Genomic DNA, 26,125 nt, shown 5'->3' on the forward strand with positions numbered 1-26,125 from the left:
CCGGGCTACTGACCAAGTGGCTTCTCGCTGACCGCGCCGCCGGCGCTCTCCGCGGGCGCGGGGGTGGCGGGAGTGGACCCCGCCGCGGGCGTGCCCCCGGTCGGCAGCGCCTCGCCGCGCATGGACGCGCGGATCTGCTCGAGCCGGGAATGGCCGGCCATCTGCACGCCGGCCTGTTCGACCTCGAGCATCCGGCCCTGGACCGAGCCCTGCGCCAGCTCGGCGGCCCCGATCGCGTTGGCGTACCGGCGTTCGATCTTGTCGCGCACCTCGTCGAGGCTGGGGACGTTGCCCGGGGCGGCCAGATCGCTCATCGACTGCAGTGAGGCGCTGACCTGTTCCTGCATCTTGGCCTGCTCGAGCTGGCTGAGCAGTTTGGTGCGCTCGGCGATCTTCTGCTGCAGCACCATGGCGTTCTGTTCGACCGCCTTCTTGGCTTGCCCGGCCGCGTTCAGCGCCTGATCGTGCAGGGTCTTGAGGTCTTCGACGCTTTGCTCGGCGGTGACCAGCTGGGCGGCGAACGCCTCGGCGGCGTTGTTGTATTCGGTGGCCTTGGCGGCGTCCCCGGCGGCGGTGGCCTGGTCGGCCAGAGTGAGGGCCTGACGCACGTTGACCTGGAGTTTTTCCACGTCGGCCAGCTGACGGTTGAGCCGCATCTCGAGTTGGCGCTGGTTGCCGATGACCTGCGCGGCCTGCTGCGTCAGCGCCTGGTGCGTGCGTTGCGCTTCCTCGATGGCCTGCTGGATCTGGACCTTGGGGTCTGCGTGCTCGTCGATCTTCGCGTTGAATAGCGCCGTGAGGTACTTCCACGCCTTGACGAACGGATTGGCCATGAGTTAGCTCCACCTTCGCTTCTTGAGGGGCCGGATGGTTCCGGATCGACCCTGACGGGCCCTGCGCCTGACGCTCAATTTAATGGGTTGGTGCCGATCGCCCCACCCCTTGGGCGGGATCGGTCCACGGGCGCTCAGGCCAGCGCCAGCGATGCCACCGGCGGAATGACGACCTTGGTGCTGACGTCGATGCTGGTGCCCGTGGCCGCTTCGGCGGGCGCGCCGACGGCGGCGCGCTCGTGGGCCCTTTCCTGGCCGGCCATCCGTTCACCGGCGTCGGTGAGAACCGACGACAACGGGACGTCCAGCGCGTCGCAGATCGCGTTGAGCAACTCGCTCGACGGCTCCTTGCGGCCGCGTTCCACCTCGGACAAATAGCCGAGGCTCACCCGCGCCGAATCGGACACCTCACGCAGCGTCCGGCCCTGTGTCGTGCGGGTCTCGCGCAGCACGTCGCCGATGACCTCGCGCACCAATGGCGGCATCCCGCCCTCCTTCGTCCAGTCGGCCCTGCGCGGCACGTACTCAGCTTGCCTCCGGCAGGTGCTCATTAAGGTGAACGCCGCCGGCGGTGGTCTGGTTCCCGCTCGGCGCCCCGGAATCAACCGTTCGTGCGGCGCACTTCCCGGACGGTCGACACCACGTAGTCGATCCCGGTGATCACCGTCAGCACGATCGCCGCGCCCATCACCACGGCCGCGGCCACCCGGAACGGTCCCGGCGTTCCTGCCCAAGGCAGGACGAACAATCCGATGGCCAACACCTGCACGACGGTCTTGAGCTTGCCGCCCCAGCTGGCCGGGATGACTCCGCGGCGGATCACGGCCAGCCGCAGCACGGTGACCCCGAATTCGCGAACCAGGATCACCACGGTGACCCACCACGGCAGCTCGCCGAGCATCGACAGCCCGATCAGCGCCGATCCCACCAGCGTCTTGTCGGCGATCGGGTCGACGAACGCGCCGAATTCGGTTGCCATGCCGTAGTTGCGGGCGAGCAGCCCGTCCAGCCGATCGGTGATGCAGGCCACCGCGAAGATGAGGAAGGCCACCACCCGCAAGCCGGCCTGCTGGCCGTCGCCGGCGAACAGGGCGAGCAGGAAGACGGGGACCAGCACCAGCCGCAGCAGCGTCAGCGTATTGGCGAGATTGGCGATATTCGCGCGGCCTACCACCGGACCCGTCTGCGGCTGCCCCGACACCGCAACAGAATAACGGTTGACCAGCGCGGCCGTCCCGGATGCCGATACTGTTAGCCGTGAGCAGAAGTCCACAGGGCTACCGGCCGCTGGTTCGGCGAGCGCGAACGCCCGATGTTCCCGCCATCAAGCAACTGGTCGACACGTACGCGGGAAAGATCCTGCTCGAAAAGAACCTCGTGACGCTCTACGAGTCCGTTCAGGAGTTCTGGGTGGCCGAGCATGAGGGCCGCGTGGTCGGTTGCGGGGCGCTGCACGTGCTGTGGGCCGACCTCGGCGAGGTGCGGACCGTCGCGGTCAACCCGGCGATGACCGGCCACGGCATCGGCCACGCGATCGTCGACCGGCTGCTGGAAGTCGCCCGCGAGTTGGCGCTCAAGCGGCTGTTCGTGTTGACGTTCGAGACCGACTTCTTCGCGCGGCACGGGTTCACCGAGATCGAGGGCACGCCGGTCACCGCCGAGGTGTTCGAGGAGATGTGCCGCTCCTACGACATCGGTGTGGCCGAGTTCTTGGACCTGAGCTACGTCAAGCCGAACATCCTGGGCAACTCCCGGATGCTGCTGGTGCTGTAACACCGCGAGCAGACGCAGAATCGCACTGCGCGGGCCGCCCGCGCGCGATTCTGCGTCTGCTCGCGCTAGTCGGTGTCGGGGTCGCCGCCGTCCGCGTCGGCGCCGCCCCGGATCAACGCCAGCGTTCCGGCCAGCTCGTCGGGCTTGATCAGCACCTCACGCGCCTTGGACCCCTCGGAGGGCCCGACGATGCCGCGGGTCTCCATCAGGTCCATCAGCCGGCCGGCCTTGGCGAAGCCGACGCGCAGCTTGCGCTGCAGCATCGAGGTGGAGCCGAACTGGCTGGACACCACCAGCTCGACGGCCTGCAGGAAGACGTCCATGTCGTCGCCGATGTCCGGGTCGACGTCCGTGCGTTCCCCGGTGGGCTTGGCGTTGGTGACGCCCTCGGTGTACTCGGGTTCGGCCTGGTCCTTGCAGGCGGTGACGACGGCCTGGATCTCCTCGTCGGTGATGAACGCGCCCTGCAACCGGATCGGCTTGCCCGCCCCCATCGGCAGGAACAGGCCGTCGCCCATGCCGATCAGCTTCTCCGCGCCGGCCTGGTCCAGGATCACCCGGGAATCGGTGAGCGACGACGTGGCGAACGCCAGCCGCGACGGCACGTTGGTCTTGATCAGCCCGGTGACCACGTCCACCGACGGGCGTTGGGTGGCCAGCACCAGGTGAATGCCTGCGGCGCGGGCCTTTTGGGTGATCCGCACGATGGCGTCCTCGACGTCGCGGGGCGCGGTCATCATCAGGTCGGCCAGCTCGTCGACGATCGCCACCACGTACGGGTAGGGCCGGTACTCGCGCTGGCTGCCCAGTGGCGCGGTGATGGCCCCGGAGCGCACCTTCTCGTTGAAGTCGTCGATGTGGCGCACCCGCGACGCCTGCATGTCCTGGTAGCGCTGCTCCATCTCCTCGACCAGCCACGCCAGCGCGGCCGCCGCCTTCTTGGGCTGCGTGATGATCGGGGTGATCAGATGCGGAATGCCCTCGTACGGCGTGAGTTCCACCATCTTCGGGTCGATCAGGATCATCCTGACCTCTTCCGGGGTGGCCCGGGCCAGCAGCGAGATCAGCATCGAGTTGACGAAGCTGGACTTACCGGATCCGGTGGAGCCGGCGACCAGCAGGTGCGGCATCTTGGCCAGGTTGGCCGAGATGAAGTCGCCCTCGATGTCCTTGCCCAGCCCGATCACCAGCGGGTGGTGGTCGCGCCGCGTCGACGGCGCGGTGAGCACGTCGGCCAGCCGCACCATTTCCCGATCGGTGTTGGGCACCTCGATGCCCACGGCGGACTTGCCGGGAATCGGGGCCAGCATGCGCACGCTTTCGGTGGCCACCGCGTAGGCGATGTTCTTCTGCAGCGCGGTGATTTTCTCGACCTTGACGCCCGGGCCCAGCTCGACCTCGTAACGGGTGACGGTCGGTCCGCGGGTGCAGCCGGTCACCGCCGCGTCCACCTTGAACTGGGTCAGCACCTCGGTGATGGCGTCGGCCATGACGTTGTTGGCGGCGCTGCGCTTCTTGGGCGGGTCCCCGGCCACCAGCAGGCTCAGCGACGGCAGCGTGTAGGGCCCCTCGACGACGCGGTCCAGCTCGATGGTGTCCTGCTTGCCCGATCGTCCGCGCTTGCGGCCCCGCGTCGCGCCGGGTTCTGCGCCGGGTTGTACGGCCGGTTCGGGGACCGTGGGGATGTCGTCCTGCAGCGCGGCCTGGGCGTCGTCGTCCGGCGACCACGGCGCCGGCTCGTCGTCCGGCTCCGGGGATGCGTCCTCGTAGTAATCGTCGTGCGCGGGTTCGGCGTCGTCCTCGTCGAACTCGTCGGCGTAGTCGTAGGGCTCGTCGCCGTAGACCTCGTCGACGAACCGGGTGTGGAACAGGTTGCGCATCACCACGGGCAGCTCCCGGATGGTGGTGCCCGTCAACAGCAACAGGCCGAACATGAAGCCGATGAACAGCAGCGGCGCGGCGATCCAGGGGGTGAGCCCGTCCGAGAGCGGCCCGCCGATGGCGAAGCCGATGAATCCCGCCGCGCGCCGGCGCGGTTCCGGATCGCCCGGCGAGCCCGACCACAGGTGACGCAGGCCCAGCACCGACAGGGTGATCAGGCTGGCGCCGAGGATCAGCCTGGGGCGCACGTCGGGGTTGGGCTCGGTCCGCATCAGGGTCACCCCCACCGCGGCGGTGACGACGGGCAGCGCCAGTACGCCGGCGCCGATGAAGGTCCGCAGGACGGTGTCGACCCACGCACCGACCGGCCCGGCGGCGTGGAACCACGAGCTCGCGGCGACCACCACGGAAAAGCCCAGCAAAAGCAGGGCGATGCCGTCGCGGCGGTGGCCGGGGTCGATGTCGCGGGCCCGCCCGATCGACCGGGCGGCGCCCCCCGTCCCGCGCGCGGCCATCAGCCAGGTGGCGCGCAGGGCGCGGCCGCAGGTCAGCCCGATTCCGACGAGCGGCGAGTGGTTCCGGCGCCGGGCGGGCCTGCTGGGCTTCCTGCGGGGCGCCGCTGGTCGCGCGCCGCGGGACCCGCCGGCGCGCGAAGGGGCCTTTGACCTGCTCGTTCGGCTTCCGGAGCGGGCGGCGGTCTTACTGGGCATGACGGCAAGGGTAGTCGCATCGACATCATCTACACCACCCGCCACACTGGTAACGGTTCGGCTTGTGCGGCATGTGGCGGATCGGGTCCCCGGGGGCGTGAGTAGGGTGACATTTCGGTGACAGAAGTCGTGCTCGTCACCCAAACCCGGAGCGCCCAGGAGGCCATCAATGCCCGTTGTCGTCGTCGCCACCATGACCGTCAAACCGGAATCGGTCGACACCGTTCGCGACATCCTCACCCGCGCGGTCGAAGAGGTGCACGACGAGCCGGGCTGTCAGCTGTATTCGCTGCATCATTCGGGCGAGACCTTCGTCTTCATCGAGCAATGGGCCGACGAGGAGGCGCTCAAGGCGCACAGCACCGCCCCGGCGATCGGCAAGATGTTCAGCGCGGCCGGGGAACACCTCGACGGCGCCCCCGACATCAAGATGTTGCAGACGATCTCGGCGGGCGATCCGGCCAAGGGACAGTTGCGTCCCTGATGGCCCCGTCGGCCGAAGGCCCGCTGAAAGGGAAGGTCGCCTTCATCACCGGCGCCGCGCGCGGCCAGGGGCGCGCGCACGCCGTGCGACTGGCCGCCGACGGCGCCGACATCATCGCCGTCGATCTGTGCGACCAGATCGCCAGCGTCCCCTACTCGCTGGCCACGCCGGAGGACCTGGCGGCCACCGTGAAGCTCGTGGAGGACACGGGCGCGCGCATCGTGGCCTCCCGTGCCGACGTCCGTGACCGCGAATCCCTGTCGGCGGCACTGCAAGCGGGTCTCGACGTGTTCGGCCGCCTCGACATCGTGGTGGCCAACGCGGGGATCGCTCCTATGCAATCCGGTGACGACGGCTGGCACGACGTCATCGACGTCAACCTCACCGGCGTGTACCACACGATCAAGGTCGCGATACCCACCATGGTCAAGCAGGGCACCGGCGGCTCGATCGTGTTGATCAGCTCCAGCGCCGGGCTGGCCGGCGTCGGCAGCCCGGACGCCGGTTCGGTGGGCTACGCCGCCGCCAAGCACGGCGTCGTCGGGTTGATGCGGGTTTACGCGAATCTGCTTGCCGGGCAGATGATTCGGGTCAACTCGATTCATCCGTCCGGTGTCGAGACGCCGATGATCAACAACGAGTTCACCCGGGAATGGCTGGCGAAGATGGCCGCCGCGACGGACACACCGGGCGCCATGGGCAACGCCATGCCGGTGGAGGTGCTCGACGCCGAGGACATCGCCAACGCGGTGGCCTGGCTGGTGTCCGATCAGGCCCGCTACATCACGGGGGTCACCTTGCCGGTCGACGCGGGCTTCTTGAACAAGTAGCGGCCATGGCGCGAAATCCGGTAGCTCAGACGGCGTTCGGCCCCATGGTGTTGGCGGCCGTCGAGCAAAACGAGCCGCCCGGGCGCCGCCTGGTGGACGACGATTTCGCCGAGCTGTTCTTGCCCCGCCCGCTGCGGTGGCTGGTCGGCGCGACGCGGTACGCGCCGGTTCGTCGCCTGATGATCCGCGGCTCGGAGTTCACCGGCCCGGGGCTGTGGGCGAACCTGGCCTGCCGCAAGCGTTTTATCGCCGACAAGCTCGCCGAGTCGCTCGACGACATCGACGCCGTCGTCATCCTGGGGGCGGGGCTGGACACCCGCGCCTATCTGCTGACGCGGCGGGTCCGCATCCCGGTGTTCGAGGTCGACCTGCCGGTCAACATCGCCCGCAAGTTCAAGACGGTCCGCCGGGTGCTCGGTGAGCCGCCGCTGTCGGTGCGGTTGGTGGCGTTGAACCTCGAGCACGACGACCTGCTCACCGCGCTCGCCGAGCACGGTTATCGCACCGACTACCGGGTCTTCTTCATCTGCGAGGGCGTCACGCAGTACCTAACCGAGGCGACCGTCCGCCGCACGCTGGAGGGGCTGCGCGCGGCGGCGCCCGGCAGCCGTTTGGTGTTCACCTACGTCCGTAGGGATTTCATCGACGGCACGAACCTGTATGGCACCCGCACGCTGTACCGCAACGTCCGTCAGCGCCGGCAGCTGTGGCATTTCGGCTTGCAGCCCGACGACGTCGCCGCGTTCGTCGCCGAGTACGGCTGGCGGCTGGTGGAGCAAGCCGGGCCCGACGAACTCGCGCAGCGTTATGTCGCGCCCACCGGGCGCAAACTCAAGGCGTCGCAACTGGAGTGGTCGGCCTACGCGGAGAAGATCTAACTGGTCAGACCTCGATGACGGTCGGCACGATCATCGGCTGGCGGCGATAGGTTTCGCCCACCCACTTGCCGATGGTGCGCCGGACGCCCTGGGCGATGCGGCTCGGGTCGGTGATGTTCTCGGCCGCAAGCGCTTCCAGCTCCGCCTCGACCCTGCGCACGGCCGGCTCGAGCGCCTTGGGGTCTTCGGAGAATCCGCGCGAATGCAGGTGCGGTGGGGCCACCGGACGCCCGGTGCCGCGCTGGACCACGACGGTCACCGCGACGAACCCCGACGACAGGATGAGGCGCTCACCCAGCGTGATGTCGCCGACGTCGCCGTTGATCAGGCCGTCGACGAACATCTTGCCGACCGGCACCGCCCCGGCTATCGCGGCCTTGCCCGCGACCAGGTCGACGCTGACCCCGTTCTCGGCGAGCAGGATTGACTCCTCCGGCACCCCGGTGCGGGCCGCCAGCTTGGAGTTGGCGCGCAGCATCCGCCACGTCCCGTGCACGGGCATGACGTGGCGGGGCCGAATCCCGTTGTACAGGAACAACAGCTCACCGGCGTAGGCGTGGCCCGAAACGTGAACGCGCGCTTGGGCGTTGGTGACGACACGGGCGCCGATCTTGGCGAGTTCGTCGATGACGCCGTAGACGGCCTCCTCGTTGCCCGGGATCAGCGACGACGCCAGCACCACGAGGTCACCGGCGGTCAGCGTGATGCTGCGGTGCTCGCCGCGCGACATCCGCGACAGCGCCGACATCGGCTCGCCCTGGGTGCCGGTGGTGATCAGCACCACCCGCTCGGGGGGCATCATCTCGGCGGCGCCGATGTCGATCACGTCGGAATCGGCCACCCGCAGGAAGCCGAGCTCGCGGGCGATGCCCATGTTACGCACCATGGAGCGGCCGACGAACGACACGCGCCGGCCCAAAGCCACTGCGGCGTCGATGATTTGCTGGACGCGGTCGACGTTGGAGGCGAAGCAGGCCACGATGACGCGGCCTTCGGCGCCGCGGATCAGGCGGTGCAGCGTCGGGCCCACTTCGCTTTCCGACGGCCCGACGCCGGGGTGCTCGGCATTCGTTGAATCGCACAGGAACAGGTCCACTCCCGCGTCACCGAGGCGCGACATCCCGGGCAGGTCGGTCGGCCGGCCGTCCAGCGGAAGCTGGTCGAGTTTGATGTCGCCGGTGTGCAAAACCGTTCCCGCGCCGGTGTGCACGGCGATCGCCAGCGCGTCGGGAATGGAGTGGTTGACGGCGAAGTATTGGCATTCGAATGCGCCGTGGGTGCTTTTCTGGCCCTCGGCCACCTCGACGAACACCGGTTTGAGGCGGTGCTCGCGGCACTTCGCGGCGACCAGCGCGAGCGTGAATCTCGAACCGACGACCGGGATGTCGGGCCGCAGCTTGAGCAGGAACGGAATGCCGCCGATGTGGTCCTCGTGGGCGTGGGTGAGCACCAGCGCCTCGATGTCGTCGAGGCGGTCTTCGATATGGCGCAAATCCGGGAGGATCAGGTCGACCCCGGGCTCGTCGTGGGTGGGGAACATCACCCCGCAGTCGATGATCAGCAGCCGGCCCAGGTGTTCGAAAACCGTCATGTTGCGGCCGATTTCGCTGATACCGCCCAGGGCTGTGACCCGCAACCCTCCGTTGGCCAATGGGCCTGGCGGGGCGAGGTCTACATCCACTTCTCGGACGCTCCTTGGGTCACCTGAGCACCGAGGCCGCACGCATGTCGGCGGCCAATGCGTCGATTTGCTCTGGCGTGGCGGGCATTTGGGGCAGCCGGGGATCGCCGACCTCGATGCCCTGCAGGCGCAGACCCGCCTTGGACAACGTCACCCCACCCAGGCGCCCCATCGCGTCGCACAGCGGGGCGAGGTTGGAGTTGATCTTGCGAGCGGTGGCGATATCACCAGAATTGAAGGCGGACAACATTTCCCGAAGTTGATTGGCCGCCACGTGGGAGATCACGCTGATGAAGCCGGTGGCGCCCATCGCCAGCCACGGCAGGTTGAGCGCATCGTCGCCGGAGTAGTAGGCCAGGCCGGTCTCGGCGATGATCTGGCCGCCGCTGTGCAGGTCGGCCTTGGCGTCTTTGATGCCGACGATGTTCGGGTGCGCCGAGAGCGCGCGGATCGTCTCGGGCTGGATCGGGATCACCGAGCGGGGCGGGATGTCGTAGAGCACCACCGGCAATTCGGTCGCGTCGGCGACGGTGGTGAAATGCGCGATCAGCCCGCTCTGGGGTGGCTTCGAGTAGTAGGGCGTGACCACCAGCAGCCCGTGCGCGCCTTCGGCCGCGCAGGCCTTGGCCAGCCGGACGCTGTGCGCGGTGTCGTAGGTGCCCGCGCCGGCGATGACGCGGGCCCGGTCGCCCACCGCCTCCAGCACGACGCGCAGCAGTTCTCGCTTCTCGTCGTCGGTGGTGGTCGGCGACTCGCCGGTGGTGCCGGAGACCACCAGTCCGTCGCAGCCGGCGTCGATCAGGTGGTTGGCCAATTGCGCGGCGGTGGCGGTGTCGAGGGAGCCGTCGGGGCGAAACGGTGTCACCATCGCGGTCAGCACGGTTCCCAACCGCGCTGGGGCGTCGAATCCGACCGTGCTCACGGTGTTCAGGTTACCTGGCGCCAGCAAGGTATTTCGCACCCGCACGAGCGCGCGTTGCGGCGACGGACGTCGGCTCAGCGGTCGCGGAAGTCACGGCCGGACGGATGGTAGACACGTGCCCGCCTAGCAGCGACAACGCCCCACGGCCGAGTGACGGCGGTGACAGCCGGGGTCAGGCTTCGGTCGCCAACGGGCTGGTCGCGACCTCGGTCCCGTCGGCCAGCGTGGAGATCTCGAAGTCGGCGAACACCGCGGGCGCCGCGCTCGCCAGTTGCCGCAGGCATTCGATGGCCAGCCGCCGGATTTCCACGTCGGCGTGCTCGCTGGCGCGCATGGCGATGAAGTGCCGCCAGGCCCGGTAGTTGCCGGTGACGACGATGCGGGTTTCGGTGGCGTTGGGGAGCACGGCGCGGGCGGCCTGGCGCGCCTGCTTGCGCCGCAGGATGGCGTTCGGCTGGTCGGCGAATTTTGCCTCCAGCCTGCTCAGCAACTCGGTGTAGGTGGCGCGGCTGGCGTCGGCGGCCGCGGCCAGGATCTGCTGCAGTTCGGGATCGTCTTCCAGGCCGGGCGGCACGACGACGTGCGACTCCGTCTCCGGGACGTAGCGCTGCGACAGCTGCGAGTAGGAGAAGTGCCGGTGCCGGATCAGCTCGTGCGTGCACGAGCGCGACAGGCCGGTGATGTAGAACGACACGCTCGCGTGCTCGAGCACCGAAAAGTGTCCGACGTCGATGATGTGCTTGATGTAGCCGGCGTTGGTCGCCGTCTTGGGGTTGGGCTTCGACCAGCTCTGATAGCAGGCCCGGCCGGCGAATTCCACCAGCGCGGGGCCACCGTCGGCGTCGGTGCTCCACGGCACGTCCGGGGGCGCCAAGAACTCGGTCTTGGCGATCAGTTGCACGCGCAGCGGCGCGATCTCGGCCACGGCGCTCACCTTAAGGCGTGCCGGGCGTATCGGTGTCGGAGGCCGGGCATCAGCGGACCGCCCGCAGGTCGGCGGCCAGGTCTCCCCGGCCGGAAACGCTGAACCCGCCCAGGCCCAGCCAGGACGCCATGGACTCGAGTTCGCCGGCCAGCGCCGCGGCGACGCGGGCTTTGGGGGCTTCGGGTTCGGCGAACGCGCCGACGACGCGCAGCGAGTCGGCGGACCGGTCGGCCTTGAGGTCGACCCGCGCCACCAACCGCCCGTCCATCAGCAGCGGCCACACGTAGTACCCGTACTGTCGTTTGGCGGCCGGCGTGTAAATCTCTATGCGGTAATGGAATTCGAAGAGCCGCTCGACCCGCGGCCGGAAGAAGATCAGCGGGTCGAACGGGCAGAGGAGCGCGGTGCCGCGGTCGGCGCGGGGCACCGTCCGGCCCGCGCGCAGGTAGGCCGGGGCGGACCAGCCGTCGACGTCGACCCGCTCGATGTCACCGGCGGCCAGCAGCTCCGCGATCGCCGGTTTGACCTGGGCGGCGGACAGCCGAAAATAGTCGCGGATGTCGGCCTCGGTGCCCACGCCCAGCGCGGCGGCCGCCCGCAGCGTCAGTTCGCGGATCGCCTCGTCGTCGTCGACCTGGCGGGCCAGCACCGCGGCCGGCAGCACCCGCTCCACCAGGTCGTAATGGCGGGCGAAGCCCACCCGGGTGGCCGTGGTGAGCACCCCGGAGGAAAACAGCGCCTCGGCCACCCATTTGGTGTCGCTGCGGCTGCCCCACCAGCTTCCGCGTGGCCCGCGCGGCTCGGCGGCCAGATGCGCTTCGATTTGGCCGGCCGTGCTGGGGCCGAGTTCGGCGACGGCGGCCACCACCTCCTCGGCCAGGCGCGGATTGGCCTTGACGATATGGGTTCCCCACCGGCCATGGGTGTACTGGCGCATCCGCCAGCGCAGCAGCGGCCAGTCCTCGACGGCCATCAACGCGGCCTCGTGCGCCCAATATTCGGCGAGCAGCCGCGACGAACGCGGGCCCCAGGCCGCGCGGTCGAGCACGTCGCGGTCGTAGGGGCCGAGCCGGCTGAACACCGGGGCGTAGTGGGCGCGCACCGCCACCGACACCGAATCCAGTTGCAGCACTTGGATCCTGGAGATCAGCCGCTTCAGATGCGCCCGGGTGATCTCGCCGCCCGGCCGGGGCTCGTTAAATCCTTGGGCCGCAACGGCAATCCGCCGGGCTTGAGCGGCGGACAGCCTGCGGGTCGACACGGCGCTGAGAATACCGCCCCGGCCGCGCCCGTCGGCGCAGGCGCAAGCTCAGCCCGCGCGGACCTTGCCGTCCACCGGCGTCAGGGCGCCGTCCTCGGCCGGGTTCTTCTGTTCTTGGTAGGCCGACTCGAGCGCGGCCGGAACCCCGTCGAGGTCGCGGTAGACGCCCATCAGCTGCTCGAGGATCTCGATTCGCCGCGCGGTCGCCTCGTCGACCGCACGCCGGGCGTTGTCACGGTAGTGGTCGGCCCCCTGCTTCGCGTCCCCGAGGAGCCGCTCGCACTCCCGCTCGGCTTTTTGACGCGCCTCGTCGATCGCCGCTTGGGTCTCGGCGCGCATGCCCGCCAGTTCGGCCTCGAGCTTTTCTTTGGTCTGTTCGTACTCGGTTTCGAGCGCCTTCTGCTGCGCGGCCATGTCCGCGAGCACCTCGTCGCGCTTGCGCTCGGCGGCTTCGGCTTCGGCCTCGGCCGCCGCGATCAACGCGTCCGCCTCGGCGCGCGCCTCGGCCTGCATCTCGGCGACCTCGTCGACCGCGCGCCGCAGCATTTTCGCCATCCGCTTCTGCATGGCGTGCGGCGAGGGTGAGGTGTCGGTGAGGACGGCGACTTCCTTGCGCAGCGCGGCGGTTTGCTCGCCGGATTCCTGCAGCCGGGCCCGCAGGCTCTCGACATCGTCAAGCAGCAGCTGCTGTTTGGTGGCCAGCATCTCGATGTGGGCATCGACCGCGGCCGCGTCGTAGCCCATGAACTTTCGCGAGAACGTCTTCACGGGTTCGGTTATCACTGCCAATTCCCCCTTTTCACCAAACGGCTGGTAGAACCTGTGCGACCGACCCCCGAGTCCGAGTATGTCAGGTCAGGGCCGAGCGCGAGCGGGTGCGCAGACTCAGCGACGGTAGCTGTGGAAGCGGTACCGCAGCCCGGAGCGGCTGGCCTGCCACTCCCCCGCCTCGCCCACCCAGGTTTCGTCCAGGGCGGGCGACAGCGCGTCGTCGTCGTCGCGGCGCAGGTCGACCTCGATCTCGGTGACCTCGCAGCGGGTGGCGTACGGCAACGCGGCCAGATACACCTGCCCACCGCCGATTACCCACACCGCGGGCTCGCCCTCGGCCTGGGCGAACGCCGCGTCCAGCGAGCCGACCACCTGAGCGCCGTGGGCGGCGAAGCCGTTCTCGCGGGACAGCACGACGTTGCGCCGGCCGGGCAGCGGCCGCACCTTGGCCGGTAACGAGTCCCATGTCCGCCGGCCCATCACCACGGTGTGCCCAATGGTCACCTCTTTGAACCGGGCGAGATCTTCCGGCACGTTCCACGGGATGCCGCCATCGCGCCCGATGACGCCGGAGGTCGACTGGGCCCACACCAGGCCCACGGTGGCACGCGTCATACCGCGACGGGGGCTTTGATGGCCGGGTGCGGATCGTAATTGCGCACGACGACGTCGTCGTAGGTGTAGTCGAAGATCGAATCACGTTTGCCCAGAACGAGTTCCGGGTAAGGCCGCGGCTCGCGGCTCAGTTGCAGCCGGACCTGCTCGACGTGGTTGTCGTAGATGTGGCAGTCCCCGCCCGTCCACACGAATTCGCCGACCGACAGACCGGACTGCGCGGCCATCATGTGTGTCAGCAGCGCGTAGCTGGCGATGTTGAACGGCACGCCCAGAAACAGGTCGGCGCTGCGCTGGTAGAGCTGGCAGCTCAGCCGCCCGTCGGCCACGTAGAACTGGAAGAAGGCGTGACAGGGCGGCAACGCCATCTGCGGGATTTCGCCGACGTTCCAGGCGGACACGATGATGCGCCGCGAGTCGGGGTCGGTGCGCAGTAAATCCAGGGCCGCGCTGATCTGGTCGACGTGCTCGCCCGACGGTGTCGGCCAGGACCGCCATTGCACGCCGTAGATCGGTCCGAGATCGCCTGTGTCACTTGCCCATTCGTCCCAAATGGTGACACCGTGCTCGTGCAGCCAGGCGACGTTGGAATCGCCGCGCAGGAACCACAGCAACTCATACACCACCGACTTGAGGTGCACCTTTTTGGTGGTGAGCAGCGGGAAGCCCGCCGACAGGTCATAGCGCAGCTGCTGACCGAACAGGCTTCGGGTTCCGGTGCCGGTGCGGTCGGATTTTTCCGTTCCCGCGTCGAGCACCAGGCGGAGCAGGTCCTCGTAGGGCGTCGGGATTGGCACGCGGTCAGCTTAGCGGCGATCGCGAGCGCGGCGAAGCCGGGCGCGGCGGGTCGGCGCCGATTTATCCAGCGGCGATCGCGAGCGCGGCGAAGCCGGGCGCGGCGGGTCGGCGCCGATTTATCCAGCGGCGATCGCAAGCGCGGCGAAGCCGGACGCGGCGGGTCGACGCCGATGTTTAGGCGTCTAGGCGAGCGGAGTAGAACGGGTGCCATGCCGAATATCACCGACGTGGTCACCACCCCCGATGGCACCTGCACGGTGCACCTGTTCACCCCCGACGGGCCGGAATCCCAAGTCCCGTGGCCCGGTGTGGTCATGTATCCCGACGCCGGCGGCGTGCGGGACACGTTTGAGCAGATGGCCGCCAAGCTGGCCGGATTCGGCTATGCCGTGCTGCTCCCGGACGTCTACTACCGCACCCCGGGATGGGCGCCGTTCGACATGGCGACGGTCTTCAGCGACCAGTCGGAACGGGGACGCCTGTTTTCGATGATCGGCAGCGTCACCCCGGACCGGATGGCCGCCGACGCCACCGCGTTCTTCGACTACCTGTCCGCCCGCCCCGAGGTGTCCGGCGAGCGCTTCGGCGTGTGCGGCTATTGCATGGGCGGGCGGACGTCGCTCATGGTCGCCGGCCGGGTGCCCGACCGGGTGGCCGCGGCGGCGTCGTTCCACGGGGGCGGCCTGGTAACCGATTCCGACGACAGCCCGCACCTGCTGGCCGACCGGATGACCGCGACGGTGTACGTGGGCGGCGCCCAGAACGACGCGTCGTTCACCGCCGATCACGCGGAACAGCTCGACAAGGCGCTGACGGCGGCCGGCGTCGAGCACACCATCGAGTGGTATTCGGCGGGCCACGGGTTCGCCGTCCCGGACAACGCGCCGTATGACCCCGCGGCCGCCGAGCGGCATTGGACCGCGATGACGGAGGTGTTCGCCGCGGCGTTACCGCGCTGAGGGTTGCCCGGCGCGCTGTCTAGCTTGGCGGCAGGTTCACCAACTCGGCGAGCCGGGCGCGGTGACGGTAGCCGGTGCCGAACGCCAGCTGGTCGCTCTTGGCCCGCTTGAGGTAGAGGTGCGCGGGATACTCCCAGGTCATCCCGATGCCGCCGTGCAGCTGGATGCATTCCTCGGCGGCGTGCACGGCGACATCGCCGCAGTAGGCCTGCGCGATGGCGGCCGCCGCGGCCGCGTCGTCGTCGGCGCGAGCGCAGGTGTCGGCCGCATAGCGGGCCGCGGCCGTCGCCGCCCCCACGTCGAACCACAGGTCCGCCAGCCGGTGCTTGATCGCCTGGTAGGAGCCGATGGTGCGGCCGAACTGCCGGCGTTGCCGGACGTAGTCCAGCGTGGTGTCGAAACACCATTGGGCGACTCCGAGTTGCTCGGACGCCAGCAGGGCCGCCCCGGTGAGGACGGCGTCGGCGACCGGCCCGTCGCCCGCCCCGACCCGGGACGACGGCGTTTTCGAAAACGACACGGCGGCAAGGGGTCTGGTCATATCCAGCGCGAGCAGCGGCGACACCCGCACGCCCGCTGCGGCGGGGTCGACGGTGTGCAGCTCGAGCCCGTCCGGCCCGCCGACCGGCACCACCAGCACGTCGGCCTCGCCGGCGCCGGCCACGGGCGTGACCGATCCGCTGAGGCCGTCGGGCCCGCCGCTCACCCCGGTGACCGCGTCGCCGGGCGTTGCCGTCAGCGGCACCACCAGCGCCGCCGTCAGCTCGCCCTGGGCGAGCGCCGAGACGGTCTGGGTGTCCCCGGCCCGCATGAGCGCGACCGTGGCGAGGACCGCGCTGGACAAGAACGGCACCGGTGCGACCGCGCGGCCGATCTCCTCCATGACCACCGCGGCCTCGCGGACGCCGGCGCCGGCGCCGCCGAGCGATTCGGGAACCAGCAGGCCGGCCACGCCCAGCTCGGTGGCCAGCGTCCGCCACACGCCCGAGAAGTCTTGGGATTGCGCGTCATACGCGCCGGCCACCGACTCGGGCGGGCAACGCTCGGCGAACAGCTGACGGACGCCGGCCCGCAGCGCCTCTTCGGTGTCCGAGTAGAGCAGGTCGCCGGTCGGCACGCGCTGGGGGCTCATCGGGGCAGGTTCTTCCACGCGACGTCCTTGTCGACCCGATGTTCGCCCGGCAGCCCGAGAATCCGCTCGGAGATGGTGTTGCGCAGGATTTCTGACGTGCCGCCCTCGATCGAATTGCCGCGCGCCCGCAGGTAGCGGTAGCCGGGCCCGCGGCCGACCAGGTCGACCGTCTCGGGCCTGCGCATGGTCCAGTCGTCGTAATGCAGGCCGGATTCGCCGTGCAGCTCGATCTCGAAGCCCGAAATCGCTTGCGCCAGCGTGGCGAACGCCACCTTCATGCCGGCCCCCTCCGGGCCCGGCTGACCGGTGGCGGCCTGCTGCCGCAGCCGTTCACCGGCGAGCCGAAAGACCTCCGCCTCCACCCACAACCGCATCAGCTGGTCGTGCATGGCGGGGTCGCGCAGCGCCGGCTCGTCGCGCCAGGCGTCGGCGACCTTGCCGATGTGACCGCCCTCGCGCGGCAGCCCGGCGCGGGAACCGATGGCGACGCGTTCGTTGTTCAGCGTGGTGGTCGCGACCCGCCAGCCGCCGCCCTCCGGGCCCAGCCGATTCGCGTCGGGCACCCGGACGTCGGTGAGGAAGACCTCGTTGAATTCGGCCTCTCCGGTGATCTGGCGCAACGGCCGGATCTCGACACCGGGCTGCGTCATGTCGCACAGAAAGTAGGTCAGGCCGGCGTGTTTGGGCACGGCCGGATCGGTGCGGGCAACCAGGATGGCCATCTGCGCGTGCTGCGCCTGCGACGTCCACACCTTCTGCCCGTTGACAATCCAGTCGTCACCGTCCCGGACCGCCCGGGTGGACACCCCGGCGAGGTCCGATCCGGCTCCCGGCTCGCTGAACAGCTGGCAGTAGATCTGCTCGCCGGTGAACAACGGGCGCAGGAACTTTCGCTTCTGCTCGTCGGTGCCGAACGCCGCGATGGTCGGCGCGGCCATGCCCATCCCGATGTAGTTCTTCGGGGTGCCGCCCACCGGCGCGCCGGCCGCGGCCAGCCGGGCATCGACGCGCTCCTGGGCGGTGCGCGGCAGATCCAGCCCGCCGAAACCCCGCGGCAGGTGCACCCAGGCCAGGCCCGCATCGTATTGCGCGCCAAGGAATTCCCGCGGGTCGCCGGCCGTCGGATCGTGCTCGTCCAGCAGTGCCTGCACGCGCGCGTCCAGCTCGGCCGCGTCGATGGCGCTCATTGCCCGCCGCCGGGTGCGGACCGGAATCCCTGTGCGGCGCCCAGCAGCAGACCACCGTCGATGACCATGGTTTCGCCGGTGATCCAGCTCGCCGCGTCGGAAACCAGAAAGGCGACCGCCGCGGCCACGTCGATCGGTTCGCCGATGCGCCCGAGTGCGATCGACGACGCCAGCGGATCCTCGTGGTCCTTCCACAGCGCCTCGGCCAGCCTGGTGCGCACCACGCCGGGGCAGATCGCGTTGACCCGCACACGCGGCGAAAGTTCCAGCGCCAATTGCTTGGTGACGTGGATCAGCGCGGCCTTGGTGGCGTTGTACATGCCCATCGCCGGCGACTGGTGCATGCCGCCGATGGAGGCGGTGTTGACGATCGCCCCGCCATGCTCGCCCATCCACGACTTGACGACGAGCGAGGTCCACAGCAGGGGGGCCCACAGGTTGACGTCGAAGATCTTGGTGAAACGGGCGTGGTCCTGGTCGATCAGCGGACCGTAGGCGGGGTTGGTTCCGGCGTTGTTGACCAGGATGTCGACGCTGCCGAAGCGCTCGAGCGTCATGTCCACGCAGCGCCGGGCCGCCTCCTCGTCGACCGCATGCGCCCCGACGCCGACGGCCTGGGCACCGACCTGCGCGGCGGCCTCGTCGGCGGCCTCCTGCTTGCGGGCGGTCAGCACCACGTTGGCGCCCGCGGCCGCCAGCTGCTGAGCGATCGACAGGCCGATTCCGCGTGACGCGCCGGTGATGATTGCGGTACGGCCGGTCAGATCTTGTGAGGTCATGTCGTGGGCCTTCCGTTGTTTGCCACCGAATTTTATTCGCGATGTTTTGGACACGTGTGGAGGTGGTATGCCAGGCGCATGCTATCGAAATTGACACTCATGAAACCGCTGGTTGTTGCCGGGGCTGTGGCTGCGGCTATCGCCGCCGCACCCGCGGCCGTTGCTGACGTTTCCGTCGCCGGACCAGCTGCCAATTCGCCCGCTCCGACCCACGTCACCTTCAAGCAGGACCCGGGCGGCGGCGGCTGCGACGCCAACGGAAACTGCGGCTCGGGAGGCCAGTTCGAGGGTCCCGGCGGCGGGCCCGGCGGCCAGGGCTGCGTCCCGGGTGTGGGCTGCGGCTCCGGCGGCCAGTTCGCCGGCCCGGGCGGCGTGCCCGGCGGCACCGGCTGCCTGCCCGGCGTCGGCTGCGGCTCCGGCCACGGATAATCGCTCGACCCGGTCAGCCTCCCGAGAGCCTGGTGATCCAGGCCCGGGAGGCTGACGGGTCTATCACGTCGTCCAGCTCGAACGTGGTGGCCGCGCGCAACGCCTTCCCGTGCTCGTAAGCGGCGGCCACGAGGCGATCGAAGAGGTACTGCCGTTCGGCCGGGTCGTCGACCGCCGCCAGCTCCTTGCTGTAGCCCAGCCGCACGGCGCCTTCCAGGCCCATGCCGCCGATCTCGCCGGTCGGCCAGGCGACGGTGAACTGGGGCGCGCGGAAGGAACCGCCGGCCATCGCCATCGCGCCCAGCCCGTATCCCTTGCGCAAGATGATCATGCCCAGCGGCACCGTCAGCCGCGCGCCGAGCACGAACATCCGGCCGAAGCGGCGAACCGCCGCCTGGGTCTCCGCGTCGGGTCCCACCATGAAGCCGGGGGTGTCGCAGAGCGAAATCACCGGCAGCCCAAACGATTCGCACAGGGCGAGGAAGTCGCCGGTCTTGTCGGCCGCCTCGGCATCGATCGCGCCGCCCAGGTGATGCGTGCTGTTGGCGATCAGCCCGTACGGCACGCCTTCGACGCGCACCAGCGCGGTGACGATGCCCACACCGTAGTCGGGCCGCAGCTCCAGCACGGATCCGAAGTCGACGATCGCCTCGATCGCCCGGTGGACGTCGTAGGCACGTAACCGGTTCTGCGGCACCACATGCCGGGCCAGCCGGGGATCGGGCGCCTCCCACTCGTCCAGCCTGCCCTGAAAGTAGGACAGGTACTGCTTGGCCAGCGCCACCGCGTGGGCCTCGTCGCGGGCGACCAGGCTGACCACGCCGTTGCGGCGCTGCACACCGATCGGCCCGATCGCCTCCGGTGGGTACACGCCCAGCCCGCCGCCCTCGATCATCGCCGGCCCGCCCATCCCGATGTTGGCGTCCGGTGTCGCGATGATCACATCACAGACCCCGGCCAGCGCGGCGTTGCCGGCAAAGCACCGGCCGGACACGATCGATACCAACGGCACTTCGCCGCGCAACCCGGCCAGCATCCGGAAGGTCGGCACGTCCAGCCCGGCGGCGCCGCCGACGTCGGTGTCGCCCGGCCGGCCCCCTCCGCCCTCGGCAAACAGCACCACGGGCAGTCGCTTTCGCGCCGCCAGGTCGAAGGCGCGGTCGGTCTTGGCGTGGTTGCGCATGCCCTGAGTGCCGGCCAGCACGGTGTAGTCATAGGACACCACGACGGCCTCGGCGGCGGCCCGCCCGAACCGGTCCGCGCCGACGGTCGCCAGGCCGGCCACCAGGCCGTCGGCCGGGGTGTTGGCGATCAAGTCGGATTCCGAGCGGCGGCTGCGCTGCGCCGCGATGGCCAACCCGCCGTATTCGACGAAGCTGCCGGGATCGACCAGATCGGCGATGTTCTCCCGCGCGGTGCGGCGCCCCTGCCGGTGCCGCTTGGCGACCGCGGCCGGACGGCCCTCGTCCAGCGTGAGCGCGTGACGCTGCGTCACCTCGTCGAGGTCGGCGCGCGATCGGTCAAGATCTGTTGCGGCCGTGGACGATTCGCCATCGCCGCCCGCCTCGGTGCGGGTGAACACCAGCAGCGGGTCCCCGGTCCCGACGACCTGCCCGGGCGTCACCAGAATCCGAACGGTCCGCAGCGCGTCCGGCGCGGCGAGCACGTGCTGCATCTTCATCGCCTCGAGGACCACCAGTTGGCTTCCGGCGGCGTACTCGGCCCCTTCGGATGCCACCTCGACCACCGTGCCGGCCAGCTGCGCGCGCAGGGCGTCCTCGCCGGGATAGAGCTCGACCGCCGCCACCTCGGGACCGCGCTGGTGAGACGACGCGGCCGCCGCGAACTCGGGAAGCCTCTCGTCGAGGAAACCGGCGCTCACCCAACCGGATTGGAGCCGGTCTGCGGTCAGCAGCTCGCGGAGAAATCCGATGTTGGTGTGGATGCCCTCGATGCCGAACTCGGACAGCGCGGCGCCGGCTTTGCGCACCGCCGCCGGCCACGACGCGCCGCGCACATGGACGATGACCTTGGCCAGCAGCGAGTCGTACTGAGGGCTCACAGCCAGCCCCGGCCGGCCATACGTGTCGACGCGCACCCCCGGGCCGCTCGGCGGGGTGAAGGCCGTCAGCGTGCCCGCCGACGGCACCACGGAAAAGTCGGGCCCGAACGTCTCCATGTTGACCCTGAGCTGAATCGCGATACCGCGCTGGGCGGCCGGCTCGCCGATGACTTCGAGCCCGTCGGAAGCGATCCCGGCCGGCAACCCCAGCCGGTAGAAGGACGCGCCGCCGGCGATCGCCAGCTGGATGGCCACCAGGTCGAGGCCGGCGGTTTCCTCGGTGACGGTGTGCTCCACCTGGATTCGCGGGTTGACTTCGAGGAAGACGAAATCCTCGCCGGTGACCAGGAATTCCACCGTGGCCAGCCCACGCATGCCCACCCGCGCGCACAACCGCACCGCCGCGTGGTGCAACGCCCGGCGCAGGGCATCCGAAAGCCCTTGGGCGGGAGCCATTTCGACCAGCTTCTGGTAGCGGCGCTGGATGCTGCAGTCGCGATCACCGACCGCCAGCGCATGCGTCTGGTGACCCGCCGGTGCGGCCACGACCTGCACCTCGATGTGGCGGGCATCGTCGAGGAGCGCCTCGGCGAACAGCGCCGGATCACCGAAACCCAGCTGCGCCTCGGCCGCACAACGCTGGTAGGCATCGTCGATCTGATCGGCGCTGTGCACCTTGCGCATTCCCCGCCCGCCGCCGCCGGCGAGGGCCTTGAGCATGATGCCGCCCTCCTGCGCGGCGAAGAATGCCTTGACGTCCTCGACGCTGCTCGCCCCCTCGGTCGCGGGCAGCACCGGCACCCCGGCGGCGATCGCGGCGCCGCGGGCGGCGGTCTTGTTGCCGAGCAACCCGAGCACCCCGGGGTCGGGGCCCACGAAGGTGAAGCCGCCGGCCGCGCACGCGTGGGCGAATTCGGCGTTCTCGCTGAGGAATCCGTAGCCGGGGTGGATGAGGTCCGCGCCGGAGCCCTTCGCCACCGCCAGCAGGGCGGACTGGTCCAGGTAGGCCTGCGGGCCGCTGCCGGGCAGCCCGATCGCTTCGTCGGCGGCGTGCACGTGCGGGCCCTGCGCGTCGTCGCCGGCATAGACCGCGATCGTTCGCATGCCCAGTTCGGTTGCGGTGCGGATGATTCGAAGTGCGATCTCGCCGCGGTTGGCGACCAGCAGGCTCGCGCTCATCGCAGCGGATCCCCCCACCGCACCTGTTCGCGGAGCCTGGTTTTGAGCAGCTTGCCACCGGCATTGCGCGGCAGCGCGGTATCGACCACCGTGACGTATTGCGGCACTTTGAAGTCGGCCAGCCGGCTGCGACAGTGGTCGAGCACGGCCGGGACGTCGATCTCGTCGCCACCGCCGAACAGCACTGCCCCCACCTTCTCCCCCATCACGTCGTCGGCGACCCCGAGCACGCAGGCGTCCGCGACGCCGGGCGCCGCCAGCAGCACGGCCTCGACCTCGACGCTGGAGACGTTCTCGCCCCCGCGGTTGATGATGTCCTTGAGCCGATCGATGAGGTGCACCCTGCCCGCGTCGTCGACGCGCACCACGTCGCCGGTGTGCAGCCAACCGTCGGCAAAGGTCGTCGCCGTGGCTTCGGGCCGGTTCCAGTAGCCGGCGGTGACGTTGGCGCCCCGGGTCACCAGCTCACCCACGCCGGGCTCGGCCCCGAACGGGATCACCCCGAGGTCCACCGACGGGACCGCATACCCGACCGAGTCGGCGTGCTCGATGGCGTCGCCGTCGGGCAGCACCGTCATCAGCGATGCCGTCTCCGTCATGCCGTAGCCGTTGAACACGGCGGCGTGGGGGAACGCGTTCTTCACCGACCGCACCAGCGACGGGGCGATCGGGGCCCCGCCGTAACCCACCCACCGGATCCCCGAAACGTCGGTTCCGGCAAACCCCTTGTGCCGCAACAACAGTGAGTAGACCGCCGGCACCGTCACCATGACCGAAACGCGCTCGGCGCCCAGCGCGGCGATCAACGCGTCGAGGTTCAGGGTGGGCATGATCACCGACGCTCCCCCGAGCCGGGCGGCGGCCAAAAGCTGTGAATTGCAACCCGTCACGTGGAACAGCGGAACCGAGATGAGCGTCCGCATTCCCTCACCGAGGTCTCGCGGCTGTTGCAGACAGCGGATCGCGTTCTCGGTGTTGGTCAAAAACGCCTCGTGGGTGGTCGGCACCCCTTTGGGGTGGCCGGTGGTGCCCGACGTGTAGAACAGGGCGGCCACGTCGGCGCGGCCGAGTTGCTCGGTGACGGACGGCGGCCCGTCGGGCAACGCGGAATCCGGCGCCAGGTCGCGCTGCGCACCCGAGTCGGCCAGGACGAAGTCGACCTCCGGTTGGGCGGAGCGCGTATTGACCGCCACCGCAACGCCGCCCGCCATCACGATGCCCCAGAACGCCAGCACCCAGTCGATCCCCGCGGGGTAGCGCACCGCGACCCGGTCGCCCCGCTTGATGCCTTCCGCCCGCAGCCCGCCGGCGACCCGCGCGGCGCGGTCCCAGAGTTGCCGGTACGTCAGCCGGCCACCGCCCAGCTCGACCACGGCCTCGCTGTCCGGACGGGTGTCGACGTGTGCGGCGAGCATGTCCAGCAGGGTGGCGGGCAGCTCGTCGTAGCGCGGAATGCCGTCGCGGCCGCGGGACACGCCGACCGTCGGGAACGGATTGTGGTCGCGCGCGATTTCGATCACTGGAGGCATACCCGGTCCTTACTATCCGGTGTCCTATCGTGATAGCGGTGACGAACGATTCCGCCATCATGCCCGAGGCGTTTTTCACTGTAGACGGCGACTCCTATGTTCCGGGCACGATGACGCAGGGGCCGTGGGGCGCGGCCATGGGCGGCCAGATCGTCGGCGGCCTGTTGGGTTGGGGCATAGAGCAATCCGGCGTCGACCCCGACCTGCAACCCGCCCGGTTCACGGTCGACCTGTTGCGCCCGGCCCTGATGCTGCCGGTGCAAATCCGGACGTCGGTGGCGCGGGAGGGGCGGCGCATCAAGCTGGTCGACGGCGAGCTGGTCCAAAACGGCACGGTCGTCGCGCGGGCCAGCGCGCTGTTTTTGCGTCGCGGCGATCATCCGGACGGCCGGGTGTGGTCCTTTCCGGTCGAGATGCCGCCGCTTCCGACGTCGTCGGACGGCTTCCCGGAGGGCATGCCGTTTCTCATCTGGGGGTATGGCGCCACCCGCGACGGCAGCCCCGGCATCGCCGCCGGCGAGTGGGAGCAGTCCGACTCCCAGAAGTTCGCGTGGGCCAGGGTCTTTCGGCCGATGGTCCACGGCCACCCACTGACGCCGTTCACCCGCCTGGCGTTCGTCGGTGACATCACGAGTTCGCTGACCCATTGGGGCACCGGCGGATTGCGCTACATCAACGCCGACTACACCGTCACCGCGAGCCGGTTGCCCGACGGCGAATTCCTCGGCCTGGCCGCCCAGAGCCACTACGGCACGGCCGGGGTCGCGACCGGGGCGGCCACCCTGTTCGACCGGCACGGCCCGATCGGCACCAGCTCGGCGCTGGCCCTGGCGCAGCCGGCCGACGCGTTCAAGCCGACCTACGCGTAATCCATCAACTGGGCCGCGACCGTCGCCCCCAGCTCCCAGCACGCCTGCAGCTGCTCCTTGCCCGGCTTGCCCGAAACCACCACCGTCTCAGCGGCTTTGGACCAGCCCAGCCCGGTCGTGATGGTGTCGACGGCGCGCTCGGCGCCCTCGGTGCCCTCGTTGCCGTGCAGGTACAGCCCGAACGGTCGCCCGCGGGTGGAGTCGAGCAGCTGGTAGTAGGAGCAGTCGAACGCGTGCTTGAGCGCGCCGGAGATGTAGCCGAGATTGGCCGGGGTGCCCAGCAGGTAGCCGTCGGCGGCCAGCATCTCGGCCGGCGAGACCGTCAGCGCCGGGCGGCGCAGCACCTCCACGCCCTCGATCTCGGGGTCGGTGGCGCCGGAGACGACCGCCTCGAACATCTCGTGCGTGTGCGGCGACGGGGTGTGGTGCACGATCAGCAGCGTCTTACTCATGGGTGGCCCTGCAGGTTCACCGCCGTCTTCATGGCTTCGCGGGCGCGGCGGCGATCCCCGGCGTAGTCGTAGGCGCGGGCCAGCCGGTACCAGCGCCGCCAGTCGTCGGGGTGGTCTTCCACTTCGGTGCGCACGGTGGCGAACAGCGCGTCGGCCGCGTCTCGCTCGATGCGGCCCGAGGGCCGGCGCGGCAGCGCGCTGGTGTCCAGTTCCATTCCGTCGGCGGCGATCAGGCGCGCGAGCCGCTGATGCGCGAACCCGGCCCGCAGGGTCGCGACCATCGCCCACAGGCCGATGACGGGCATGACCAACACCGCCAGCCCGAGGCCGACGGCGGCGGGCCGCCCGGAGGCGATCATCGCGACGGCCACCCGCCCCAGCAGCGCGAAGTACACCAACAGCGCGACGCACATGAAGGCGACGAGCAGTTGGGTGCGCAGCGCTTTGGTCATTGCAGGTTGAGCAGGGGCTCCAGGCCCACCGTCAGTCCGGGGTGCTCGGTGATGCGCCGCACCGCCAGCAGCACGCCCGGCACGAACGAGGTCCGGTCCAAGCTGTCGTGGCGGATGCTCAGTGTCTCGCCCTCGGTGCCGAACAGGATCTCCTGGTGCGCGACCAGCCCGGCCAGGCGCACCGAGTGCACCGGGATTCCGTCCACGTCGGCGCCCCGTGCGCCCGGCAGGCTGGTGCTGGTGGCATCGGGGTTGGGCAGCAAGCCTTTTCGCGACTCGGCGATCAGTTTGGCGGTGCGCGTCGCGGTGCCCGACGGGGCGTCGGCCTTGTGCGGGTGATGCAGCTCGATCACCTCGGCCGAGTCGAAGAAGGGCGCCGCCTGCTTGGCGAAGTGCATCGAGAGCACCGCCCCGATGGCGAAGTTCGGCGCGATCAGCACCGACGTTTTCGGGTTCTCGGCAAGCCAGGCCTGCACCTGCTGCAGCCGCTCGGCGGTGAAGCCCGTGGTGCCGACGATGGCGTGAATCCCGTTGCCGATGAGGAACTCCAGGTTGCCCATCACCACGTCGGGGTGGGTGAAGTCGATGACCGCCTCGGTGCCGCCGTCGGTCAGCAGGTTCAACGGGTCACCGGCGTCCACCTCGGCGGACAGCGTCAGATCCTCGGCAGCCTGCACGGCGGCCACCATCGTCGATCCGACTTTTCCCTTGGCTCCCAGCACTCCCACTCGCAT

Annotated in this window: 26 protein-coding genes; 7 read left to right on the top strand and 19 right to left on the bottom strand. The window is 69.8% G+C overall.

What is annotated here, in order from left to right; genetic code table 11:
* Positions 1–5: 5 nt before the first annotated feature.
* From pspA to pgsA, 3 genes are all read right to left on the bottom strand, one after another.
* Positions 6–833, bottom strand: coding sequence for a phage shock protein PspA (pspA, locus tag AC0KS4_RS16440; protein WP_225327652.1), 828 nt, complete (start codon positions 831–833; stop codon positions 6–8).
* 134 nt (positions 834–967) lie between these two features.
* Positions 968–1,318 (bottom strand): transcriptional regulator ClgR, encoded by a 351-nt coding sequence (clgR, locus tag AC0KS4_RS16445; protein ID WP_225327705.1) that lies wholly within the window; start codon positions 1,316–1,318, stop codon positions 968–970.
* Positions 1,319–1,434: 116 nt separating this feature from the next.
* Positions 1,435–2,034: a CDP-diacylglycerol--glycerol-3-phosphate 3-phosphatidyltransferase gene (pgsA, locus tag AC0KS4_RS16450; RefSeq protein WP_225327651.1), complete on the bottom strand. Its 600-nt coding sequence runs from the start codon at positions 2,032–2,034 to the stop codon at positions 1,435–1,437.
* Between the two features lie 38 nt (positions 2,035–2,072).
* Between pgsA and AC0KS4_RS16455 the strand changes: the two genes are divergently transcribed.
* The gene (locus AC0KS4_RS16455) at positions 2,073–2,606 is read left to right on the top strand and encodes an amino-acid N-acetyltransferase (RefSeq protein ID WP_255641640.1); all 534 of its coding nucleotides are present in this window, start codon (positions 2,073–2,075) and stop codon (positions 2,604–2,606) included.
* A 65-nt stretch (positions 2,607–2,671) separates the two neighbouring features.
* Here the strand turns inward: AC0KS4_RS16455 and AC0KS4_RS16460 are convergent, their stop codons facing one another.
* Positions 2,672–5,197: an FtsK/SpoIIIE family DNA translocase gene (locus tag AC0KS4_RS16460; protein WP_238956400.1), complete on the bottom strand. Its 2,526-nt coding sequence runs from the start codon at positions 5,195–5,197 to the stop codon at positions 2,672–2,674.
* A 169-nt stretch (positions 5,198–5,366) separates the two neighbouring features.
* Between AC0KS4_RS16460 and AC0KS4_RS16465 the strand changes: the two genes are divergently transcribed.
* Genes AC0KS4_RS16465 through AC0KS4_RS16475 form a run of 3 tightly spaced genes read left to right on the top strand, consistent with a single transcriptional unit; the run spans position 5,367 to position 7,389 of the window.
* Positions 5,367–5,681 (top strand): putative quinol monooxygenase, encoded by a 315-nt coding sequence (locus AC0KS4_RS16465; RefSeq protein ID WP_008258613.1) that lies wholly within the window; start codon positions 5,367–5,369, stop codon positions 5,679–5,681.
* Positions 5,681–6,511 carry a mycofactocin-coupled SDR family oxidoreductase gene (locus tag AC0KS4_RS16470; RefSeq protein ID WP_238956401.1) on the top strand — a complete coding sequence of 277 codons (831 nt, stop codon included), beginning with the start codon at positions 5,681–5,683 and terminating at the stop codon, positions 6,509–6,511. The genes AC0KS4_RS16465 and AC0KS4_RS16470 overlap by 1 nt, the downstream gene beginning before the upstream one ends.
* 5 nt (positions 6,512–6,516) lie before the next feature.
* Entirely contained in the window at positions 6,517–7,389 is an 873-nt protein-coding gene (locus AC0KS4_RS16475; RefSeq protein ID WP_238956402.1) for an SAM-dependent methyltransferase, read from the top strand.
* 4 nt (positions 7,390–7,393) lie between these two features.
* Here AC0KS4_RS16475 and AC0KS4_RS16480 read toward each other — a convergent pair whose 3' ends face one another.
* The 7 genes from AC0KS4_RS16480 to AC0KS4_RS16510 form a co-directional block, all read right to left on the bottom strand.
* A complete protein-coding gene (locus tag AC0KS4_RS16480; RefSeq protein ID WP_238956403.1) occupies positions 7,394–9,070 on the bottom strand; it encodes a ribonuclease J in 1,677 nt (558 codons plus the stop codon).
* Between the two features lie 19 nt (positions 9,071–9,089).
* On the bottom strand, positions 9,090–9,992 hold the full coding sequence (gene dapA / locus AC0KS4_RS16485) for a 4-hydroxy-tetrahydrodipicolinate synthase (RefSeq protein WP_238956404.1): 903 nt from the start codon (positions 9,990–9,992) through the stop codon (positions 9,090–9,092).
* A gap of 172 nt (positions 9,993–10,164) precedes the next feature.
* On the bottom strand, positions 10,165–10,917 hold the full coding sequence (gene thyX, locus AC0KS4_RS16490) for an FAD-dependent thymidylate synthase (protein ID WP_238956405.1): 753 nt from the start codon (positions 10,915–10,917) through the stop codon (positions 10,165–10,167).
* Positions 10,918–10,966: 49 nt separating this feature from the next.
* Positions 10,967–12,178, bottom strand: a complete 1,212-nt coding sequence (locus AC0KS4_RS16495) for a winged helix-turn-helix domain-containing protein (protein WP_238956406.1) — start codon at positions 12,176–12,178, stop codon at positions 10,967–10,969.
* 48 nt (positions 12,179–12,226) lie between these two features.
* A complete protein-coding gene (locus AC0KS4_RS16500) occupies positions 12,227–12,961 on the bottom strand; it encodes a cell division protein DivIVA (protein WP_238956407.1) in 735 nt (244 codons plus the stop codon).
* A 102-nt stretch (positions 12,962–13,063) separates the two neighbouring features.
* Positions 13,064–13,564, bottom strand: a complete 501-nt coding sequence (locus AC0KS4_RS16505) for a dihydrofolate reductase (RefSeq protein ID WP_238956408.1) — start codon at positions 13,562–13,564, stop codon at positions 13,064–13,066.
* Positions 13,561–14,361 (bottom strand): thymidylate synthase, encoded by an 801-nt coding sequence (locus tag AC0KS4_RS16510; protein ID WP_238956409.1) that lies wholly within the window; start codon positions 14,359–14,361, stop codon positions 13,561–13,563. The genes AC0KS4_RS16505 and AC0KS4_RS16510 overlap by 4 nt, the downstream gene beginning before the upstream one ends.
* Positions 14,362–14,571: 210 nt before the next feature.
* Between AC0KS4_RS16510 and AC0KS4_RS16515 the strand changes: the two genes are divergently transcribed.
* Positions 14,572–15,321 carry a dienelactone hydrolase family protein gene (locus AC0KS4_RS16515; protein ID WP_238956410.1) on the top strand — a complete coding sequence of 250 codons (750 nt, stop codon included), beginning with the start codon at positions 14,572–14,574 and terminating at the stop codon, positions 15,319–15,321.
* A gap of 19 nt (positions 15,322–15,340) precedes the next feature.
* On the opposite strand, the gene AC0KS4_RS16520 is transcribed toward AC0KS4_RS16515, so the two are convergent.
* The 3 genes from AC0KS4_RS16520 to AC0KS4_RS16530 are packed head-to-tail and all read right to left on the bottom strand — an operon-like array spanning position 15,341 to position 18,419.
* Positions 15,341–16,438 (bottom strand): acyl-CoA dehydrogenase family protein, encoded by a 1,098-nt coding sequence (locus AC0KS4_RS16520; RefSeq protein WP_238957338.1) that lies wholly within the window; start codon positions 16,436–16,438, stop codon positions 15,341–15,343.
* An 11-nt stretch (positions 16,439–16,449) separates the two neighbouring features.
* A complete protein-coding gene (locus tag AC0KS4_RS16525; RefSeq protein ID WP_238956411.1) occupies positions 16,450–17,640 on the bottom strand; it encodes an acyl-CoA dehydrogenase family protein in 1,191 nt (396 codons plus the stop codon).
* Positions 17,637–18,419, bottom strand: a complete 783-nt coding sequence (locus tag AC0KS4_RS16530) for an SDR family oxidoreductase (protein WP_238956412.1) — start codon at positions 18,417–18,419, stop codon at positions 17,637–17,639. The genes AC0KS4_RS16525 and AC0KS4_RS16530 overlap by 4 nt, the downstream gene beginning before the upstream one ends.
* 99 nt (positions 18,420–18,518) lie before the next feature.
* On the opposite strand from AC0KS4_RS16530, the gene AC0KS4_RS16535 reads away from it, so the two are divergent.
* Positions 18,519–18,848, top strand: a complete 330-nt coding sequence (locus tag AC0KS4_RS16535) for a PE-PGRS family protein (protein WP_225327636.1) — start codon at positions 18,519–18,521, stop codon at positions 18,846–18,848.
* Between the two features lie 13 nt (positions 18,849–18,861).
* Here the strand turns inward: AC0KS4_RS16535 and AC0KS4_RS16540 are convergent, their stop codons facing one another.
* Positions 18,862–22,089: an acetyl-CoA carboxylase family protein gene (locus AC0KS4_RS16540; protein ID WP_238956413.1), complete on the bottom strand. Its 3,228-nt coding sequence runs from the start codon at positions 22,087–22,089 to the stop codon at positions 18,862–18,864.
* Complete coding sequence (locus AC0KS4_RS16545) at positions 22,086–23,618, bottom strand: class I adenylate-forming enzyme family protein (protein WP_238956414.1); 1,533 nt, start codon at positions 23,616–23,618, stop codon at positions 22,086–22,088. Before AC0KS4_RS16545 ends, AC0KS4_RS16540 begins: the two co-directional genes overlap by 4 nt.
* 59 nt (positions 23,619–23,677) lie before the next feature.
* Here AC0KS4_RS16545 and AC0KS4_RS16550 point away from each other — a divergent pair, with 59 nt between their 5' ends.
* Complete coding sequence (locus AC0KS4_RS16550) at positions 23,678–24,487, top strand: thioesterase family protein (protein ID WP_238957339.1); 810 nt, start codon at positions 23,678–23,680, stop codon at positions 24,485–24,487.
* Here the strand turns inward: AC0KS4_RS16550 and AC0KS4_RS16555 are convergent.
* From AC0KS4_RS16555 to dapB, 3 genes are read right to left on the bottom strand one after another with little or no spacing between them, the layout of a single operon-like run.
* Positions 24,478–24,939: a flavodoxin family protein gene (locus AC0KS4_RS16555; RefSeq protein ID WP_008258632.1), complete on the bottom strand. Its 462-nt coding sequence runs from the start codon at positions 24,937–24,939 to the stop codon at positions 24,478–24,480. The two genes, AC0KS4_RS16550 and AC0KS4_RS16555, sit on opposite strands and share 10 nt — an antisense overlap.
* The gene (locus tag AC0KS4_RS16560; protein ID WP_238956415.1) at positions 24,936–25,391 is read right to left on the bottom strand and encodes a hypothetical protein; all 456 of its coding nucleotides are present in this window, start codon (positions 25,389–25,391) and stop codon (positions 24,936–24,938) included. Before AC0KS4_RS16560 ends, AC0KS4_RS16555 begins: the two co-directional genes overlap by 4 nt.
* Positions 25,388–26,125, bottom strand: coding sequence for a 4-hydroxy-tetrahydrodipicolinate reductase (gene dapB / locus AC0KS4_RS16565; RefSeq protein WP_238956416.1), 738 nt, complete (start codon positions 26,123–26,125; stop codon positions 25,388–25,390). Before dapB ends, AC0KS4_RS16560 begins: the two co-directional genes overlap by 4 nt.

The organism is Mycobacterium sp. NTMscope_MAC_12 (assembly GCF_976985675.1).

What these genes read in the sequence shown, in the direction of transcription:
- pspA (WP_225327652.1), bottom strand. Translation starts at nt 833, where the DNA reads ATGGCCAATCCGTTCGTCAAGGCGTGGAAGTACCTCACGGCGCTATTC.
- clgR (WP_225327705.1), bottom strand. Translation starts at nt 1,318, where the DNA reads ATGCCGCCATTGGTGCGCGAGGTCATCGGCGACGTGCTGCGCGAGACC.
- AC0KS4_RS16455 (WP_255641640.1), top strand. Translation starts at nt 2,073, where the DNA reads ATGCCGATACTGTTAGCCGTGAGCAGAAGTCCACAGGGCTACCGGCCG.
- AC0KS4_RS16460 (WP_238956400.1), bottom strand. Translation starts at nt 5,197, where the DNA reads ATGCCCAGTAAGACCGCCGCCCGCTCCGGAAGCCGAACGAGCAGGTCA.
- AC0KS4_RS16465 (WP_008258613.1), top strand. Translation starts at nt 5,367, where the DNA reads ATGCCCGTTGTCGTCGTCGCCACCATGACCGTCAAACCGGAATCGGTC.
- AC0KS4_RS16470 (WP_238956401.1), top strand. Translation starts at nt 5,681, where the DNA reads ATGGCCCCGTCGGCCGAAGGCCCGCTGAAAGGGAAGGTCGCCTTCATC.
- AC0KS4_RS16475 (WP_238956402.1), top strand. Translation starts at nt 6,517, where the DNA reads ATGGCGCGAAATCCGGTAGCTCAGACGGCGTTCGGCCCCATGGTGTTG.
- AC0KS4_RS16505 (WP_238956408.1), bottom strand. Translation starts at nt 13,564, where the DNA reads ATGACGCGTGCCACCGTGGGCCTGGTGTGGGCCCAGTCGACCTCCGGC.
- AC0KS4_RS16515 (WP_238956410.1), top strand. Translation starts at nt 14,572, where the DNA reads ATGCCGAATATCACCGACGTGGTCACCACCCCCGATGGCACCTGCACG.
- AC0KS4_RS16525 (WP_238956411.1), bottom strand. Translation starts at nt 17,640, where the DNA reads ATGAGCGCCATCGACGCGGCCGAGCTGGACGCGCGCGTGCAGGCACTG.
- AC0KS4_RS16530 (WP_238956412.1), bottom strand. Translation starts at nt 18,419, where the DNA reads ATGACCTCACAAGATCTGACCGGCCGTACCGCAATCATCACCGGCGCG.
- AC0KS4_RS16535 (WP_225327636.1), top strand. Translation starts at nt 18,519, where the DNA reads ATGAAACCGCTGGTTGTTGCCGGGGCTGTGGCTGCGGCTATCGCCGCC.
- AC0KS4_RS16540 (WP_238956413.1), bottom strand. Translation starts at nt 22,089, where the DNA reads ATGAGCGCGAGCCTGCTGGTCGCCAACCGCGGCGAGATCGCACTTCGA.
- AC0KS4_RS16545 (WP_238956414.1), bottom strand. Translation starts at nt 23,618, where the DNA reads ATGCCTCCAGTGATCGAAATCGCGCGCGACCACAATCCGTTCCCGACG.
- AC0KS4_RS16550 (WP_238957339.1), top strand. Translation starts at nt 23,678, where the DNA reads ATGCCCGAGGCGTTTTTCACTGTAGACGGCGACTCCTATGTTCCGGGC.
- AC0KS4_RS16555 (WP_008258632.1), bottom strand. Translation starts at nt 24,939, where the DNA reads ATGAGTAAGACGCTGCTGATCGTGCACCACACCCCGTCGCCGCACACG.
- AC0KS4_RS16560 (WP_238956415.1), bottom strand. Translation starts at nt 25,391, where the DNA reads ATGACCAAAGCGCTGCGCACCCAACTGCTCGTCGCCTTCATGTGCGTC.
- dapB (WP_238956416.1), bottom strand. Translation starts at nt 26,125, where the DNA reads ATGCGAGTGGGAGTGCTGGGAGCCAAGGGAAAAGTCGGATCGACGATG.